The 17348-nt window shown below is 44.4% G+C and carries 19 protein-coding genes and 1 riboswitch; all 19 genes read right to left on the bottom strand.

The window, feature by feature from the left end; genetic code table 11:
* Positions 1 to 10 precede the first annotated feature (10 nt).
* The 19 genes from NSU11_RS03365 to NSU11_RS03275 all read right to left on the bottom strand — a co-directional run bounded on the left by NSU11_RS03365 (position 11) and on the right by NSU11_RS03275 (position 17326).
* Positions 11 to 205 carry a hypothetical protein gene (locus NSU11_RS03365; RefSeq protein WP_024424515.1) on the bottom strand — a complete coding sequence of 65 codons (195 nt, stop codon included), beginning with the start codon at positions 203 to 205 and terminating at the stop codon, positions 11 to 13.
* Between the two features lie 111 nt (positions 206 to 316).
* Positions 317 to 1591, bottom strand: coding sequence for a phosphoribosylamine--glycine ligase (purD, locus tag NSU11_RS03360; RefSeq protein ID WP_025092625.1), 1275 nt, complete (start codon positions 1589 to 1591; stop codon positions 317 to 319).
* 12 nt (positions 1592 to 1603) lie between these two features.
* The gene (gene purH, locus NSU11_RS03355; protein ID WP_025092624.1) at positions 1604 to 3142 is read right to left on the bottom strand and encodes a bifunctional phosphoribosylaminoimidazolecarboxamide formyltransferase/IMP cyclohydrolase; all 1539 of its coding nucleotides are present in this window, start codon (positions 3140 to 3142) and stop codon (positions 1604 to 1606) included.
* A 15-nt stretch (positions 3143 to 3157) separates the two neighbouring features.
* Positions 3158 to 3727: a phosphoribosylglycinamide formyltransferase gene (gene purN, locus NSU11_RS03350; protein ID WP_041108687.1), complete on the bottom strand. Its 570-nt coding sequence runs from the start codon at positions 3725 to 3727 to the stop codon at positions 3158 to 3160.
* Positions 3724 to 4764, bottom strand: coding sequence for a phosphoribosylformylglycinamidine cyclo-ligase (gene purM / locus NSU11_RS03345; RefSeq protein ID WP_024424511.1), 1041 nt, complete (start codon positions 4762 to 4764; stop codon positions 3724 to 3726). Before purM ends, purN begins: the two co-directional genes overlap by 4 nt.
* 96 nt (positions 4765 to 4860) lie before the next feature.
* Complete coding sequence (purF, locus tag NSU11_RS03340; protein WP_024424615.1) at positions 4861 to 6291, bottom strand: amidophosphoribosyltransferase; 1431 nt, start codon at positions 6289 to 6291, stop codon at positions 4861 to 4863.
* Positions 6267 to 8498 carry a phosphoribosylformylglycinamidine synthase subunit PurL gene (gene purL, locus NSU11_RS03335; protein ID WP_151863239.1) on the bottom strand — a complete coding sequence of 744 codons (2232 nt, stop codon included), beginning with the start codon at positions 8496 to 8498 and terminating at the stop codon, positions 6267 to 6269. The genes purF and purL overlap by 25 nt, the downstream gene beginning before the upstream one ends.
* The gene (gene purQ / locus NSU11_RS03330) at positions 8482 to 9165 is read right to left on the bottom strand and encodes a phosphoribosylformylglycinamidine synthase subunit PurQ (RefSeq protein ID WP_024424510.1); all 684 of its coding nucleotides are present in this window, start codon (positions 9163 to 9165) and stop codon (positions 8482 to 8484) included. The genes purL and purQ overlap by 17 nt, the downstream gene beginning before the upstream one ends.
* A complete protein-coding gene (purS, locus tag NSU11_RS03325; RefSeq protein ID WP_003214349.1) occupies positions 9162 to 9416 on the bottom strand; it encodes a phosphoribosylformylglycinamidine synthase subunit PurS in 255 nt (84 codons plus the stop codon). The genes purQ and purS overlap by 4 nt, the downstream gene beginning before the upstream one ends.
* On the bottom strand, positions 9409 to 10131 hold the full coding sequence (gene purC, locus NSU11_RS03320; RefSeq protein ID WP_342493788.1) for a phosphoribosylaminoimidazolesuccinocarboxamide synthase: 723 nt from the start codon (positions 10129 to 10131) through the stop codon (positions 9409 to 9411). Before purC ends, purS begins: the two co-directional genes overlap by 8 nt.
* A gap of 72 nt (positions 10132 to 10203) precedes the next feature.
* Positions 10204 to 11499 carry an adenylosuccinate lyase gene (gene purB / locus NSU11_RS03315; protein ID WP_008355754.1) on the bottom strand — a complete coding sequence of 432 codons (1296 nt, stop codon included), beginning with the start codon at positions 11497 to 11499 and terminating at the stop codon, positions 10204 to 10206.
* A complete protein-coding gene (gene purK, locus NSU11_RS03310) occupies positions 11496 to 12638 on the bottom strand; it encodes a 5-(carboxyamino)imidazole ribonucleotide synthase (RefSeq protein WP_056767523.1) in 1143 nt (380 codons plus the stop codon). The genes purB and purK overlap by 4 nt, the downstream gene beginning before the upstream one ends.
* A complete protein-coding gene (purE, locus tag NSU11_RS03305; RefSeq protein ID WP_039183007.1) occupies positions 12631 to 13119 on the bottom strand; it encodes a 5-(carboxyamino)imidazole ribonucleotide mutase in 489 nt (162 codons plus the stop codon). The genes purK and purE overlap by 8 nt, the downstream gene beginning before the upstream one ends.
* Positions 13120 to 13288: 169 nt before the next feature.
* A riboswitch (purine riboswitch) is annotated at positions 13289 to 13390 on the bottom strand.
* Positions 13391 to 13469: 79 nt separating this feature from the next.
* On the bottom strand, positions 13470 to 13670 hold the full coding sequence (locus NSU11_RS03300; protein WP_012009137.1) for an NETI motif-containing protein: 201 nt from the start codon (positions 13668 to 13670) through the stop codon (positions 13470 to 13472).
* Positions 13667 to 14221, bottom strand: coding sequence for a DUF2179 domain-containing protein (locus tag NSU11_RS03295; RefSeq protein WP_024424505.1), 555 nt, complete (start codon positions 14219 to 14221; stop codon positions 13667 to 13669). Before NSU11_RS03295 ends, NSU11_RS03300 begins: the two co-directional genes overlap by 4 nt.
* Before the next feature lie 204 nt (positions 14222 to 14425).
* Entirely contained in the window at positions 14426 to 15217 is a 792-nt protein-coding gene (locus NSU11_RS03290; RefSeq protein ID WP_034623017.1) for a hypothetical protein, read from the bottom strand.
* 222 nt (positions 15218 to 15439) lie between these two features.
* Positions 15440 to 15619: a YezD family protein gene (locus NSU11_RS03285; protein ID WP_024424503.1), complete on the bottom strand. Its 180-nt coding sequence runs from the start codon at positions 15617 to 15619 to the stop codon at positions 15440 to 15442.
* A gap of 11 nt (positions 15620 to 15630) precedes the next feature.
* Positions 15631 to 15792 carry a hypothetical protein gene (locus NSU11_RS03280; protein WP_162860200.1) on the bottom strand — a complete coding sequence of 54 codons (162 nt, stop codon included), beginning with the start codon at positions 15790 to 15792 and terminating at the stop codon, positions 15631 to 15633.
* 208 nt (positions 15793 to 16000) lie between these two features.
* Positions 16001 to 17326, bottom strand: coding sequence for an NCS2 family permease (locus NSU11_RS03275; protein ID WP_024424502.1), 1326 nt, complete (start codon positions 17324 to 17326; stop codon positions 16001 to 16003).
* Positions 17327 to 17348 lie beyond the last annotated feature (22 nt).

Here is a 17348-nt window from a genome sequence, read left to right as displayed (position 1 = left end):
CTCTTATAAATCAGCTAATAAAAAAAATCCAAATGGAAAATGAAACAATGACGATACCAGAAAAAATCGACATGATCATATACCGAATGGCTGAGCCTTTTTTGGCTTTGTTTTGCTTTCTCGCTTCATACATGATGAGATTTGAGAACAGTATAAATAAAATAAGTAACACGATTGCAAATAGAATAATTCCTTGAATGACCATGCTGCCTCCTCATAAACTCGTCATCCCATACTACTTCTTCATATTCCGCCGGCATCCCTTCTCATGAACAAAAAACACCTTTCCATCTCATCAGATAGAAAGGTGTTTTGATTAAACGTTTTTCCCCGCAGCCTTCAGTGCACGGGCACCGATGTCACGGCGATAAAATAGACCTGGCTGTATGATTTCTTCAACCGCTTCATACACTCTTGATCTTGCCGCTTCAAATGTGTCGTCAAATGCGGTCACATTCGCTACACGTCCGCCATTTGTGACGAATTGATCGTTTTCTTTTTTTGTTCCTGCATGGAAGGTCACGACATCAGAGACAGTCGTTTGCAAGGCACCGATCGGTGTGCCTTTTGCATAGTCTTCTGGGTATCCTTCTGATGCAAGAACCACACTGACAGCCGCAGTGTCTTTCCACTGTAAGTCCACATCTTTTCCATCAAGAATATCGAGGAATACTTGGACTAAATCTGATTCAAGACGAGGGAGAACCACCTGCGTTTCAGGGTCGCCAAAGCGTGCATTGAATTCAATCACCTTTGAGCCTTCTGGTGTCAGCATTAAACCTGCATATAAAATGCCTGTAAATGGACGCCCTTCCTGCACCATCGCGCGAGCTGCCGGTTTCACAACATCTTCCACGGCTTTCTGAACCACTTCATCTGAAATTTGCGGAACTGGTGAATAAGCGCCCATTCCGCCAGTGTTCGGCCCTTTGTCATCTTCAAAGGCCCGTTTGTGATCCTGCGCAATCACCATCGGGTACACCTTTTCTCCGTTGACAAAGGCCATGAGTGAAAATTCTTCGCCTGTTAAAAATTCTTCGATGACAACAGATGCACTTGCATCGCCAAACTTTTCATCCTCTAAGAAATCATGCAGACAATCGACGGCCTCTTCCAGCGTCATGGCCACTGTGACGCCTTTTCCTGCGGCAAGCCCGTCTGCTTTAATGACAATCGGCGCACCCTTTTCTTCTACATATGCTTTTGCTTCTTCAAACGATGTAAAAGCAGCGTAAGCGGCTGTTGGGATATCGTAGTTCTTCATTAAGTCTTTTGCAAATTCCTTTGAGCCTTCAATGACCGCAGCTTTTGCATTCGGTCCAAATACTTTTAGACCTGCTTCTTCAAATGCATCAACGATACCTGCGATTAAAGGGACCTCTGGACCGACAATGGTTAAGCCGATTTCGTTTTCTTTTGCAAAACGAATTAACGCCTCATGATCGCCTTCGTCGATTGGTACAAGCTTCGCAGCATCTGTCATTCCATCATTGCCGGGTGCGACAAATACTTGGCTGACAAGTTCACTTTGATTCACTTTCCATGCGATGGTATGCTCTCTTCCGCCTCTGCCGATAATTAATACGTTCACACTGTCATCCCCTTAATGTTTGAAATGTCTAACGCCAGTGAAGACCATGGCGATGCCGTATTCATCTGCTTTTTGAATCGATTCTTCATCACGAATAGATCCGCCTGGCTGAATGATCGCTGTGACGCCTGCCTTTGCAGCAGCTTCCACTGTATCGCCCATTGGGAAGAATGCATCAGAGCCTAGTGCGCTTCCTTTTGCCTTTTCACCAGCTTGCTCAATTGCAATGTTAGCTGAGCCCACGCGGTTCATTTGACCAGCACCGATTCCTGCTGTCATTTGATCTTTCGCAAGGACAATAGCATTTGATTTCACATGCTTGACTACTTTCCAAGCAAGCTTTAAGTCTTTCCATTCGTCTTCTGTTGGTTCTCTTTTCGTTGGAATAGAAATCGTTGCTTCCTCTAAGCCGTACGTGTCAATATCCTGAACAAGCAGTCCGCCATGGACACTTGTCAGCTGCTTTTCCTTTTTCCCGAGATCCGCTTCTACATCTAATGTTAATAGACGAAGATTCTTTTTCGCTGTTAACACGTCAAGTGCTTCTTGGCTGAACGATGGGGCGATGACAATTTCTAAGAAAATCGTATGCAGCACCTCAGCCGTTTGTTTGTCTACTTCACGGTTAAGTGCCACAATGCCGCCAAAAATAGACGTCTCATCTGCTTTGAATGCTCGGTCAAATGCTTCTGCAATCGTTTCTCCTGTACCAACGCCGCACGGGTTCATATGCTTCACAGCAACAGCTGCTGGCTCCGTGAATTCACGTACAATTTGAAGAGCGGCATCTGCATCTTTGATATTGTTGTAGGAAAGTTCTTTTCCATGTAATTGCTTTGCAGTAGCCAAAGAACCTTTGGCTGGAAGAGCATTTTCATAGAAAGTCGCCGCTTGGTGCGGGTTTTCTCCATAACGAAGGGATTGTTTTTTCTCAAACGTGACAGTGAACTGTTCTGGCTCTGTTTCGCCCACAAAGTTTGTTAAGTAATCCGCAATCAGAGCATCGTAAGCAGCCGTATGACGGAATACCTTTGCAGCGAGCTCACGTTTTTTCTCGAGTGACACGCCGCCTTCTTTGATTTGCTGGATGACTGTATCATAGTCACGAGGATCGACAATCACTGTGACGTCTTGGTGGTTTTTTGATGCTGCACGAAGCATTCCCGGTCCGCCAATATCAATGTTTTCAATCGCTTCTTCATACGTCACATCGTCTTTTGAGATCGTCTCTTTGAATGGATAGAGATTCACGACAACAAGATCAATCGGCTGAATGCCATGCTTCTCAATCTGTGCCATATGCTCATCGTTTTCTCTCACTGCTAAAAGCCCGCCATGAATGTTCGGGTGAAGTGTTTTGAGTCGTCCGTCCATGATTTCAGGGAATCCAGTGACTTCTGAAATTCCAATGACATCAATGCCGTTCTCTTGAAGAAGCTTATGTGTACCTCCAGTTGAAATCACTTCAACGCCAAGTTCTGTTAATTCTTTCACAAAAGGTACAAGATTCGTTTTATCGGAAACACTGATTAATGCGCGTTTGATCGTCATGCCTTCGTCACCTCATTAAGATAATTCTAAAAGTGATTTGATCACTTTTGGATATAGTGTGTGTTCTAGTTCATGCATTCTTTTTTCAATCGATTCAAGCTCTTCCCCTTGTTCGATGTAAATCGACGCTTGGTCAATGATCGGACCTGTATCCATGCCTTCATCGACAAAATGGACGGTGATACCCGCCACTTTGACGCCTGCTTGATAGGCTTGTCCAATGGCATCCAGCCCTGGGAAGGCTGGCAGCAAGGACGGGTGGATATTGACAATTTTCCCTCTGAATGCTTCAAGTAATGTTGGACCAATCAGTCTCATATACCCAGCAAGGAAAATCCATTCCACTTCATGCAGCCTAAGCTGTTCAATGATCGTTTGTTCAAAAGCGGCTTTATTCGGAAAAGCCTTCGGGGTAAAGGCAAAGGAGGGAATGCCCTCTTTCTCAGCACGCTCCAGCACCTTTGCACCCGGTTTATCACAAATCACAATGGCGGCCTCTGCCTGCCACTGTTCTTTTTTTAATGTATCCATAATGGCTTGAAAATTCGTCCCGCTTCCAGAGGCGAAGATCGCAAACTTCTTCATGAGAGGCTTCCACCGCCGAATGTGACACCTTCTCCTTTTTGAACACGGCCGATGAGAAATGCTTTCTCTCCGTCTTCTTCAAGTCCTCTGATCACTTCGACAAGGTCATCTTCTTTTACCGCTAAGACAAAACCAATGCCCATATTAAACACGTTGAACATTTCTTCTGCCTTTAACTGTCCTTTTTCTTGAATAAAGGAGAAAATTGGCGGTACTGGCCATGAGCCGTTATCAATCTCAACGCCAAGCCCTTCAGGCAGCATACGCGGTAAATTTTCAATAAAGCCGCCGCCTGTCACATGTGCCATGCCGTCAATCTTGCCGGCTTTCACTTGTTTAAGAACAGGCTTCACATAAATTTTGGTCGGTTCAAGAAGCTCTTCTCCAAGCGGTCTTGTAAAAGGTTCATACGTTTGATGCAGATCCAGACCAGCGTCTTCCAGCAATACTTTACGAACAAGAGAGTACCCATTGCTATGAATTCCGCTTGAGCTGAGTCCAATAAGCAAGTGCCCCTCTTTGATGCTCTCTCCTGTCACAATTTCATCCTTTTCAACGACGCCTACTGAAAAACCAGCAATATCATATTCATCTTCTGTGTAAAGACCCGGCATCTCTGCTGTTTCTCCGCCGACAAGCGCTGAACCAGACTGCTCACAGCCGTCAGCCACACCTTTGACGATTGATTCAATTTTTATCGGATCTGCTTTTCCAACTGCTAGGTAATCTAAGAAAAAGAGCGGTTCTGCCCCTTGTGCCAGCACATCGTTCACACACATTGCCACGGCATCAACGCCGATCGTATCATGTTGATCCATTAAAAAGGCAAGCTTTAATTTCGTTCCGACACCATCTGTTCCTGAGACAAGAACGGGCTTTTTGTATGGCAGCTCAGATAAATCAAACATACCGCCAAATCCGCCTAGAGCACCCATGACGCCTGCTCTTTTTGTACGTTCCACGTGTGTTTTCATTCGTTTGACGGCTTCGTATCCTGCTTCGATGTCGACACCGGCGTTTTTATATGCTTCTGACATCCCATTCACTCCTTTTAGCTGCTTCTCTTCCATTTATTTTCAGCAGAATGAAAGAGCAGCATATCAAATCATCTTGACTGCTGCTCCTTTATTCGATTATTTCGTCAGTGCTGTTTCCTTCACATGCGGAAGAACAGTATCTTCATAAATTTCAGTCGGATATTTCCCAGTAAAGCATGCTAAACATTGACCGCGCTGCGGATCATCATACTTCCTGCCAATCCCGTCCATTAAACCGTCTACAGATAAAAATGCAATGGAGTCTGCACCGATTTCCTGTCTAATTTCTTCCACTGAATGAGAAGAAGCAATCAGCTCTTCATGTGTGGACGTATCAATTCCATAAAAACATGGATGTGCGATAGGCGGTGAACTAATGCGGACATGGACTTCCGTCGCACCCGCTTCTCTTAGCATCGTCACAATGCGGCGGCTCGTAGTTCCGCGTACGATGGAATCATCGACCATCACGACACGTTTTCCTTCGACGACCCCGCGCACAGCTGACAGCTTCATGCGCACGCCCTGCTCACGCAATGCTTGAGACGGCTGGATAAAGGTTCTGCCGACATAACGGTTTTTAATTAAACCGAGCTCATATGGAATACCTGTTGCTTCGGCATATCCAATCGCTGCAGAAATACTCGAATCTGGTACACCTGTCACAACATCTGCTTCGACATGCGCTTCCTCGGCAAGCTTTTTGCCAAGGTTCTTTCTCGCACTATGCACGTTGATGCCATTGATATTGCTGTCAGGTCTTGAGAAATAAATGTATTCCATGCTGCACATGCTGCGGTTAATGTTCATGGAGAAGCGTTCAGATTTCAGGCCTTCATCATTAATGATCAGCATTTCTCCAGGCTCAACATCTCGTAAATACGTGGCACCGACAACATCAAATGCACATGTTTCAGACGCAACAACATACGCGTCCCCAAGCATACCAAGTGAAAGCGGACGTAAGCCGTTCGGATCAAGAGCCACAATCATTTCTGTTTCCGTCATAATTAAGAAAGCATATGCGCCTTTAAGCATGGACAGGGCATTTTTGATCTGCTCTTTCAATTCAACATAGCCGCTGCGCTTAATTAAATGAGCAAGCACTTCAGTGTCAGAAGATGTTTGGAATATACTCCCCTGGTTCTCTAGCTGCTGCTTTAATTGCGTTGCATTCACTAAGTTCCCATTATGAGCAAGGGCAAGACTGCCGTTGTTTTGCGAGCGGAAGAAGAGGGGCTGCACATTTTCAAAGCCGCCTCCGCCTGCTGTCGCATACCGAACGTGTCCGATCGCACCTTTTCCTTTCAAATCCTTTAGCTCACCGTTTTGAAAGACTTCCGTAATCAATCCAAGGCCTTTATGTGCCGTCAGGTTTTCACCATCTGTTGCAATGATTCCCGCACCCTCTTGTCCTCGGTGCTGAAGACTATGCAATCCGTAATATGTGATTTGCGGGGCTTCTTCGTGTCCCCAAACCCCAAAGACGCCACACTCTTCGTTTAAGCCTCTGATTTCAGCAAGCATGGGATCGCTCCTTTCCATGCGCGTTCAAGCTCGTTGACCGCTGCATGAATCCATTGTTGTCCTTCTTGATTTTTGACAGTGAATACCCCATCATTTGTGACCGTTCCAACTTCTTTCGCATCTTTGACAGCCGCAGCAAACGCTTCGCGGTGCTCTGGTTTCACTGTGACGACAAAACGTGACTGTGTTTCACTGAATAATGAAGCTTCGCTGTTTAAATCAATTTGGATATGAGCGCCAAGACCGTCTGTTCCAAATGTACTTTCAGCAAGTGCAACACCAAGACCGCCTTCAGACACATCGTGTGCTGATTGAACAAGTCCGTTTTGAATCGCAGCAAGAAGGGCTTCCTGACGCGTGAGCTCTACATCCAAATCAATTTCTGGTGCTTTTCCGTAAATACGGCCTTCTGTCATCTTTTGAAGCTCACTGCCTGCGAATTCTTCCTTCGTCTCACCAATGACGAAAATCACATCGCCAGCCTGCTGGAACGACTGCGTCGTAATATGAGCTGTATCTTCCACCAAACCAACCATCCCAATAACTGGTGTTGGATAAATCGCTGTTCCATTTGATTCGTTATATAAAGAGACGTTACCACCGATAACCGGTGTGCTTAGCTTGCGGCATGCTTCGCTAATACCGTCAGCAGATTTTTCAATTTGCCAGAAAATTTCTGGTTTTTCTGGGTTACCGAAGTTCAGGTTATCTGTTACTGCAAGCGGACGAGCGCCTGAGCACACAATGTTACGTGCTGCTTCTGCGACTGCGATTTTCCCGCCGACCTCTGGATCAAGGTAGAGATAACGTGCGTTACAATCGGTTGTCATTGCAAGAGCTTTTTTCGTTCCACGGATTCTTAAAACGCCCGCATCAGAGCCTGGTGCAACGACTGTATTTGTTCGAACCATGTAGTCATATTGGTCATAAACCCATTCTTTACTTGCAATTGTCGGCTGCTGAAGGAGCTGCTTTAACGTGTCGGCTGCATCTGTGATAGCAGGTGTTTCAACTTTTGTTTCTAAAAACTCACGATAGTATGCAGGCTCACTTGATGGCTTGTGATAAACCGGCGCTTCTTCTGCAAGGGCATCAACAGGAAGCTCACATACCACTTCACCTTGATGAAGTAAACGAAGCATTTTATCGTCTGTCACATGACCGACTGATACCGCTTCAAGATCGTATTTTTCAAAAATATCAATGATTTCTTGTTCACGGCCTTTTTCAATGACCAAAAGCATTCTCTCTTGAGATTCAGACAGCATCATTTCGTATGCTGACATGCCAGTTTCACGCTGCGGGATAAGATCTAGATTCATCTCGATACCAGAACCTGCTTTACTCGCCATTTCCGCACTTGAGCTTGTTAAGCCAGCCGCTCCCATATCCTGAATTCCAACGAGTGCATCGTTTTTGATGACTTCAAGGCACGCTTCAAGCAGCAGTTTTTCCATGAACGGATCGCCGACTTGAACCGCTGAACGTTTTTCTTCTGATTCATCAGAAAATTCTTCAGATGCAAATGTTGCACCGTGGATACCGTCACGTCCCGTTTTAGCACCAACGTACATGACCGTGTTGCCGACACCTTTGGCCTGCCCTTTTTTGATGTCTTCATGGTTGATTAATCCAACACACATTGCATTTACGAGCGGGTTGCCTTCATAGCTTTGATCGAAATGAACCTCTCCGCCGACTGTTGGAATTCCGATACAGTTTCCATAGCCTGCGATCCCTGCCACTACTTCTTCAAACAAGTACTTCACGCGCGGTGAAGTCAGTTCACCAAAACGAAGAGAGTTTAATACAGCAATTGGACGCGCACCCATGGAGAATACATCACGGATAATTCCGCCGACACCTGTCGCCGCTCCTTGATACGGTTCAATCGCAGATGGATGGTTATGTGATTCGATTTTAAATACAACCGCTTGGTTGTCTCCAATATCAACGATTCCAGCGCCTTCCCCAGGACCTTGAAGGACGTGCTCTCCTTTTGTCGGGAATTTGCTTAAAACAGGCTTTGAGTTTTTATAACTGCAATGCTCTGACCACATGACAGAAAAAATGCCCGTTTCTGTGTAGTTTGGCAGCCTGCCAATAATGGATTCGATTAAAGCGAATTCTTCATCACTCAATCCCATTTGCTGATACAATTTCTCTTCTTTAATTTGCTTGTGACTTGGTTCAAGCAGTAGTGACATGAGTGTCCCTCCAATTTTTCACGATAGATTGAAACAATTTAAGTCCGTCTGCGCTGCCTAGTAATGAATCAACCGCGCGCTCAGGGTGCGGCATCATGCCGAGTACATTGCCCTCTTCATTCGTTACACCTGCAATACGATTCACACTGCCGTTAATATCGTCTCCGTAAGTGAAAGCGATTTGGCCGCGTTCAATGAGCTTTGCTAAAGTGTCTTCATCACAGTAGAAATTGCCTTCACCGTGCGCTACAGGAATCGTAATGGATTCGCCTTTTTGATAACCGCTTGTAAATTGCGTTTCGTTGTTTTCTACAATGAGTTCAACTGGACGACAGATAAACTTCAAATCTTTATTTCGTCTCATCGCACCCGGAAGAATGCCAAGCTCCTGAAGAATTTGGAACCCGTTACAAACACCAAGAACAGGTTTTCCTTCCTCAGCTGCTTTTTTCACCGCCGGCATGATGTTTGAGAAACGGGCGATCGCACCACATCTTAAGTAATCCCCATAAGAGAAACCGCCTGGTACGAGTACACCGTCAAATCCGTCAAGACTCGTTTCGTCGTGCCATACATATTCAACTTGTTCACCTAGCTCATCTTGAATCGCATGGTACATATCGATATCACAGTTAGAGCCAGGCAAGACGATCACTGCAAACTTCACTGTGCGACAACCTCCTCCACCTCATAGCGGTAATCTTCAATCACCGTGTTGGCAAGTAATTTTTCGCACATTTCTTTGACGACTGTGTCTAAATCACGATCTGATTTTTCAATGACAAGCTCCATGTATTTCCCGATACGGACATCCTTTACTTCCTGATAAGACATGCTGTGCAAAGCGTGCTGCACGGCACTTCCTTGTGGATCAAGAACGCTCTCTTTTAAGCTGACAAAAATTTTCACTTTATACATGTTTATGGCCTCCAAGTCTTTTGAAAATTTCTTCGTATGCATTCGTTAAGCCGCCCAGGTTTCGTCTGAACACGTCTTTATCAAGCTTTTCGTTTGTATCTTTGTCCCAAAGCCTGCACGTATCAGGTGAAATCTCATCAGCTAGCAAAATACGATTCTCGTGATCTATTCCGAATTCAAGCTTGAAATCAATTAAATTCACATGGCAGTCTGAGAAGATTTGCTTTAACTCTTCATTCACTTGTCTTGTGATCTGTTTCATTTCCTCGACCTGCTCAGGTGTCGCTGCATGTAAAATGCGGATATGATCTTCTGTAATGAGCGGATCGCCGAGTGCATCATCTTTGTAGTAGAACTCAATCAAAGGTTTGTCCAGTTTCGTTCCCTCTGGAATGCCGAGGCGTTTTGACATACTGCCTGCCACTACATTTCGTACAACCACTTCAAGCGGAACAATCTGTACCTTTTGAATGAGCTGCTCTGTTTCAGAAAGGCGTTTCACAAAGTGATTGTTGATTCCTTTCTCATGCAGCATTTGAAAGATTAAGCTCGAAATTTCGTTGTTCAGTCTGCCTTTGCCTTCGATTTCGGCTTTCTTTTCGCCGTTAAATGCTGTAGCTGAGTCTTTATATTCGACATATAAAATATGCTCGTCATCGGTCTGATAGATTTTTTTCGCTTTGCCTTCGTAGAGAAGTTCTTGTTTCACAGTCATTCAGGTTGGCCTCCTAATTTGAATGTTGGCAATTTTCAGGATTGGGCGCCTGGCAAGCAGGCGGCCCATTTCTTACGCAAGACCTAGACGTTCGAAAATCATATCAACATTTTTCAAATGATAGTTGTAATCGAAGCAGTCAGCGATTTGTTCCGGTGTTAAACGTGACGTGATTTTTTCTTCTGCTTCTACTAATGAACGGAACGGCACTTGCTTCTCCCACGCTTCCATTGCCTTTGGCTGAACCGTGTCATATGCCTCTTCACGAGCCATGCCTGTATCGATTAATGCAAGAAGAACGCGCTGTGAGTAAATTAAGCCAAGGGTGCGGTCCATGTTGCGTTTCATGTTCTCAGGGAAAACCGTTAAGTTTTTCACGATGTTTGAGAAACGGTTGAGCATATAGTTCAGTGCAATCGTTGCATCTGGTAAAATGATGCGCTCAGCAGATGAATGAGAAATATCACGCTCATGCCAAAGCGGTACATTTTCATAAGCTGTCAGCATATATCCACGGATCACGCGGGCAATTCCCGTCATATTCTCAGAACCGATTGGGTTACGCTTATGCGGCATCGCTGATGACCCTTTTTGTCCTTTGGCAAAGAACTCTTCTACTTCACGTGTTTCACTCTTTTGAAGACCACGAATTTCAACAGCAAATTTCTCAATGCTCGTTGCGACTAAAGCAAGAGTAGCCATGTAATCTGCATGGCGGTCACGCTGCAAGGTTTGGGTTGAAATTGGTGCAGCTTTGATGCCAAGCTTCTCACATACATATTGCTCAACAAACGGGTCGATGTTCGCATATGTGCCAACAGCTCCAGAGATTTTGCCATATTCAATGCCAGCTTTTGCTTGTTTAAAACGTTCTAGGTTACGCTTCATTTCTTCGTACCAAAGAGCAAGCTTCAGGCCAAATGTTGTCGGTTCAGCGTGTACACCGTGTGTACGGCCCATCATGACGGTATATTTGTGCTCTTTTGCTTTTTCTTTTAGTATGTCAACAAATCTCTCAATGTCCTTGAGCAAGATATCGTTCGCCTGTTTTAATAGATATGAAAGCGCCGTATCTACTACGTCTGTCGATGTTAATCCGTAATGAACCCACTTTCTTTCTTCTCCTAGAGATTCAGAGACAGCACGCGTAAAGGCAACCACGTCGTGGCGCGTGTCTTGTTCAATCTCTAAAATACGTCCAATATCAAAGCTTGCATTTTTGCGCATTGTCACAACGTCTTCTTTCGGAATGACGCCAAGCTCTGCCCAAGCTTCACAAGCGAGAATTTCTACTTCAAGCCATGCATTAAATTTGTTTTCCTCTGTCCAGATTGCTGACATTTCTGGTCGTGCGTAACGTTCGATCATTTCCCGTTTCCTCCATCTCTTTCAGTCCATATCTTTGTGATGTTTGTCATCCACTCATCATCGAGCTGTTTCATAAACGTCATATGCCCCATTTTGCGGCCGGCTTTTACTTCATGCTTTCCATATAGATAAAGCTTCGCTTCTTTGAGAAGCTCAGGATGCTCTTTTGGAATGTCCACTTCATCGCCTAATAAATTCACCATCATTCCCTCTGATAAAAGGGCTGTACCGCCAAGCGGCAAACCACATATAGCGCGGACGTGCTGTTCAAACTGACTTGTCTCACATAAATCGAGTGTATAATGACCAGAATTATGCGGGCGTGGTGCCAGTTCATTGACGAGCAGCTTTCCGTCATTTGTCAGGAACAGTTCTACAGCAAGAGTACCAACCAGCCCCAGCTTTTCAGCCAGTGTTGTTGCCAGTTCTTTCGCCTTCTCCTGAATGCGGCTCTCTACCCTTGCAGGCACAATGCTTTGGAACAAAATATTATGCTTATGAATGTTCTCAGCGACTGGGAATACTGCAATCTCTCCATGAACAGAACGAGTGACGATCACTGATAGCTCCATTTGGAATGGAACCCAGCTTTCTAAAATACAAGTTCCATGTGTGAGCAGTGCAGCTGCTTCCTGAAGCTGTCCTTTTTCTTTAATGACATACTGTCCTTTTCCGTCGTAGCCGCCTCTGCATGTTTTCAGCACGGCTGGCAAACCGAGCACGTCCACTGCGTCTTCCAGCTCTTTTTCATCATGAATGATGCGGTAAGGCGCTACTTCACAGCCTGCGTCTACAATTCCTTTTTTCTCGGTCTCACGATTTTGAGTTAAAAGGAGAAGGTCGCTTCCTTGTGGTAAATAGGCTTCTTCCTTCAGCTGATTGAGTGCATCATAATCAATATTTTCAAACTCATAAGTCACCACATCGCTGATGTCTGCCAGCTTTCGAATCGCTTCAAGGTCACTATATGCGGCTGTGATTTCTTTATCGGCAACCTGTCCGCAAGGAGATTGTGCAACTGGGTCTAGAACTGCTGCTCGGTACCCCATTTGCTTTGCGCTGACAGCCATGTATCTGCCAAGCTGTCCGCCGCCAATGATCCCGATGGTTGCGTTTGGAAAAATGGTCTGCTTAGCCAAGCTGATCACTGCTTTCTAGAACAGTCTGTTTTGTCTGCTCTCTTCTTTCTTCAAGGCGAGCTGCGATCGTTTCATCAAATGCTGAAATCATTTGTGCGGCAAGAAGGCCTGCATTTGTTGCACCGGCTTTGCCAATGGCTACTGTAGCAACTGGTACACCGCCTGGCATTTGAACGATGGATAATAAGGAATCCAGCCCGTTTAGTGCCTTTGATTGTACAGGCACACCAATGACCGGCAGTGTCGTTTTTGCTGCGACCATCCCCGGTAAATGTGCTGCGCCTCCAGCACCGGCAATGATGACCTTTAGTCCTTTACCTCTTGCTTCAGTCGCATATTCAAACATCAAGTCAGGTGTCCGGTGTGCGGATACTACCTGTTTTTCGTACGGAATGTTTAATTCCTCTAAGATGTCGCACGCATTTTTCATTGTTTCCCAATCAGATGTACTTCCCATGATGACACCTACAAGCGGCTTCATTTTGTCCCCACCTTTAAGCTGATATTCGATTTTGTATCGTTTGACACGCTTCCCAAACCTAAGCAGCTTGTCAAACGCCGAACAAAAAGGCCCGATTTGCATTGCATTGTTAGGAAGCAACACAAACCGGGCCATGGTAAGCGCTGTTCGCTTTTGAATTGCCATGTCAGTTTTGTTCACTATCCTGCATAGTCCAGTCATTTACGGTAACTGGGTAGAAACTTATGGGCCATATTCCCAAGATTATATGAGGCTCGTGTTTTGATTTCATGTTTATCTTAACAACGGATGTTCATGATGTCAACGGATTTATCGAACAATCTATGAAGTCGTCGTTTTAATGTTCGGATTTAGACTATTTTTCCTTCAAATACGATTTTTTTCCCAATCGGAATGATCTGAATCGACCCATTTTCCTTCTTTTCTTGAAAAATCGGTTCCTCCATTCGACGGACAGGCGAGTAGCCTTCCGCTGCCATCTGGGACAACACTTGATCAATCGTCATGTTGTCTTCCACATAGAATTTTTTCTTCTTTGGTTTTGCGGTCATTCTTTAATTCTCCTTTTCTTCACAGCCTTCACCCAGAAGCCGCCGTGAATCGATTTGGGCTCATATGAAATGATAAACGCCTTTGAATCCAGCGTCTTAATCGTTTCATATAATTGCAGTTCATATTTTCTCGGTGTTAAAATTTGCAATGCTGTCCGGTCTCCTTCAAGACCGCCTGCTACCCAGCTGGTGACACCATATCCTTTTTCTCTCAATTGTCTTGGGAGATCGACATCCAATTCTTTTGTGATCACGTTAACAGTTGTGTAGCCAAGTGCCAGCTTCTCTTCAATTTTCATCCCGACAATGATCCCCATCCCATAACCTAGCGCATACGCAATGACATTTTGTATTTGATCTAAGTTATCTAAAACGATACTTAACCCAATGACATAAATGAGCATTTCGATCGTACCCGCAAAAGCAGCTGCGTACCGTCTGCCTTTCATCGTTAAAATCAAACGCATGGTGGAAAAAGAAACATAAACAATATTAATCACTAAAATGATTAAAACCATGGTGAACGCATTGGATAAAAGTTGTTGAAGCACGATTCGAACCCCCTGCACTAAAAAATCAAATAAAGCACCCCATATTCTACTAGAGAACATACCTTGATACAATCAAATTTACGCGATCAAAACACATATATCTTTCGACAACAAGGATGGTGTTTGTTACCAAGAGTTTACCCGTTTTTTTCTCTTCTCAACATGAAAACCTCCTTTTTCAAAAAAGGAGGTTTTCAGTGTGTTTTATCCAAATCGAACAGGAACAAGTGATGGAATCAAATACTCCCCGACTATGCCCCAGAGCAGCGCAATGATAACAAGCTCAACCAATAAAAAGACCCAGCCCGCATACATCAAATCTCCACGTACGGCATCATGCTCCGATTGAATCGAGCGAAAGAGCACGACCGCAATCAACTGGAGGCCGACAAACATCATTACGGATATTATGACGGTCACATATGGAATATTCAGCATGGCAAATACAAGCCAAAGGATGGATAAAACCAACACCGGCACTAGCGCAGCACCAAACTTCATGATCACTTCTTTCAGTGATATGTTGCCTTTTAGCATGTACTTTCCGAGCAGCCAGACGGTAAGCATCATCAATGTCAACACAATGAGTGTAAAGACTGCCACTCTCAAAAAGGCGTCGCCAAAAGAATAATGAATGCCAAAGCCTAATAAACGGGTCTTTGACGCCTTTAATTGAACATAGTTGCCTAAAGCAAAAAACACGCTGAATAACACAATCGAGATCCAGGCGTACTTCATACGCAATGTTTCCGCTTGATTAATGGCCCGGCTCGGTGATTTTAACATCGCCAGTCCATATGAACCATACCGCTTAAACGCGCCTCCTACACCTTGCAGTATACGCTGTATAGCTGAGCGCTCATCATCCGCTGTTTTTGAGGTTCTTCCTCGTTTTGCAGCGCTGCGGCTGAGGCGGGATTGCCTTGTTTCTTGATCTATTGATGACTCTTCGTTTTTCTTTTCAGATGTCCCCTGATCTTGATCTTTCTCTAACATCTCATATCAACTCCTATCCAATCCTTACAGTGCTAAAAGTGCATGAACTGTTCGGATGACTCCTCTTAAAGTAGCGGAGTCTCTCTATTCAGTCAAGATTCCTTGACGTTCATACGAATAGACGGATACAAGGCAGCAGAGGTTTTAAAATGGAGAGAAAATAAGACAAAACAAAAAAGCTGACGGCCTCCATCAGCTTTTTATCAATGTTGAAATTCATGGTCAACGATATTGACTCCGCTTTCCTTGCTGGACCCGGAGATTCTCCTGATGAGCGGGGAACCGAGTCTTTTTGGTCGTATCAACCTGTGTAATATGTCCATTATGAATGGTGATGACCACTGATCCATAGTCGATCCCTTTTAAGGCAGATAAAATATAATTCAGCTTTTGTTCATCCATCGCTCATCCCCCTATTTTTGTTTTCGCTCTTTTAAATAGAGAACCTCATTTTCCAGCTCATGAATTGTGTAATGCATGAGTGCTTCCTGCCCTTCTTCATGCCCCCATAAAAGGAGCTTTTGAATCAGCACCTGCTTTTTTCGTTCAATCACCTGTCGAAGCCAGCGTGACAAAAGACATCTCCTCCCCTTTTGAATGTCTGCAAGAAAAAAAGGCACCCTGAAACCTTCTATTAAAAAAGGAAATCAAAGCGCCTTTGGTGATCCAATCAGCGAATTATGTCTTTTTATCATAAACACATAATTCCTATAAGTCAACTATGTTTTGATTTTTTTAACAAAAAAACAGCAGCTTCCATGAGCTGCTGTTTCAAATGTTCAATTAATGATTTAAGAAAGCAAAATATAGAATAAAGATGACAAACAATCCATACATAATTGGATGTACTTCTTTGGCTTTCCCTTTAAAGATCATCGTAATCGGGTAGAAAATAAAGCCAACCGCAATCCCTGTTGCAATACTGTATGTCAGTGGCATCATAATCATCGTTAAGAAAGCTGGTACCGCAATTTCAAAACGATCCCATGCAATCTTCGCCAGCGGAGCGACCATCAGCGCACCGACAATGATTAAAGCAGGTGCTGTTACATTCGATGTAACGATGGATAAAAGTGGTGAGAAGAACATCGCAAGCAAGAAGAAAATACCTGTGACGACAGCTGCAAAACCAGAACGCGCACCAGCAGCAACACCTGAGCTAGATTCAACATAAGATGTTGTTGTAGATGTACCAAGAATAGAACCTACAACAATAGAAGAAGAATCCGCCAGAAGCGCTCTTCCTGCACGAGGCAGCTCATTATTTTTCATTAAACCAGCCTGTGTTGCCACAGCCACAAGTGTACCAGCTGTATCAAAGAACCCAACGAATAAGAACGTTAAAATCACGACAAGCATTTGAATGGAGAAAATTTCTGGTAAGTGAATCAAGGCTTGACCAAAGGTTGGAGACAAGCTTGGAATACTTCCCACAATTTGAGATGGTACTGGCACAAGACCAAAAATCATCCCTGCAATAGCTGTCACAAGCATCCCAATGAAAACACCTGCATTCACTCGAAGCACCATTAAAATGACCGTCACAACGATACCAAACACCGTTAACAGAACCGGACCACTATGAATATTTCCAAGCGAAACGAGCGTATTATCATTATTGGCGATAATGCCAGAGCCTTGAAGACCGACAAACGTAATGAACAAACCAATACCCGCACCAACTGCCAGCTTCAGCTCAGCCGGAATGGCATTGATGATTTTTTCACGGAAACCTGTTAAAGAAAGAGCAACGAAAATCAATCCTGAAACAAACACACCTGAAAGTGCAGCTTCCCATTTGATGCCCATGCCAAGTACAACCGAAAAGGCGAAGAACGCATTCAGACCCATACCGGGTGCAATCGCAATCGGATACCTGGCGATCAATCCCATCAGAATACACCCTGCAGCAGAAGCTAACGCCGTCGCTGTAAAGACTGCCCCCTGATCAATTCGTAATTTATCTGGAAAATCCGGCACAGACACTAATGCAAGTGTGATCGGATTAACAAACAGAATGTAAGCCATCGACAAAAATGTGGTTAAACCACCGATGATCTCTCTGCGGTAATTCGTACCTAATTCATCAAACTGAAAAAACTGTTTCAAGCCAACTGACTCCCTTCATGTC

Source organism: Bacillus sp. FSL R5-0712 (assembly GCF_038593285.1).
In the GTDB taxonomy this organism is placed as follows: Bacteria; Bacillota; Bacilli; order Bacillales; family Bacillaceae; genus Bacillus; species Bacillus safensis.
Note: the sequence above shows the minus strand (reverse complement) of the source record. Positions and strands in the feature narration are given on the sequence as shown.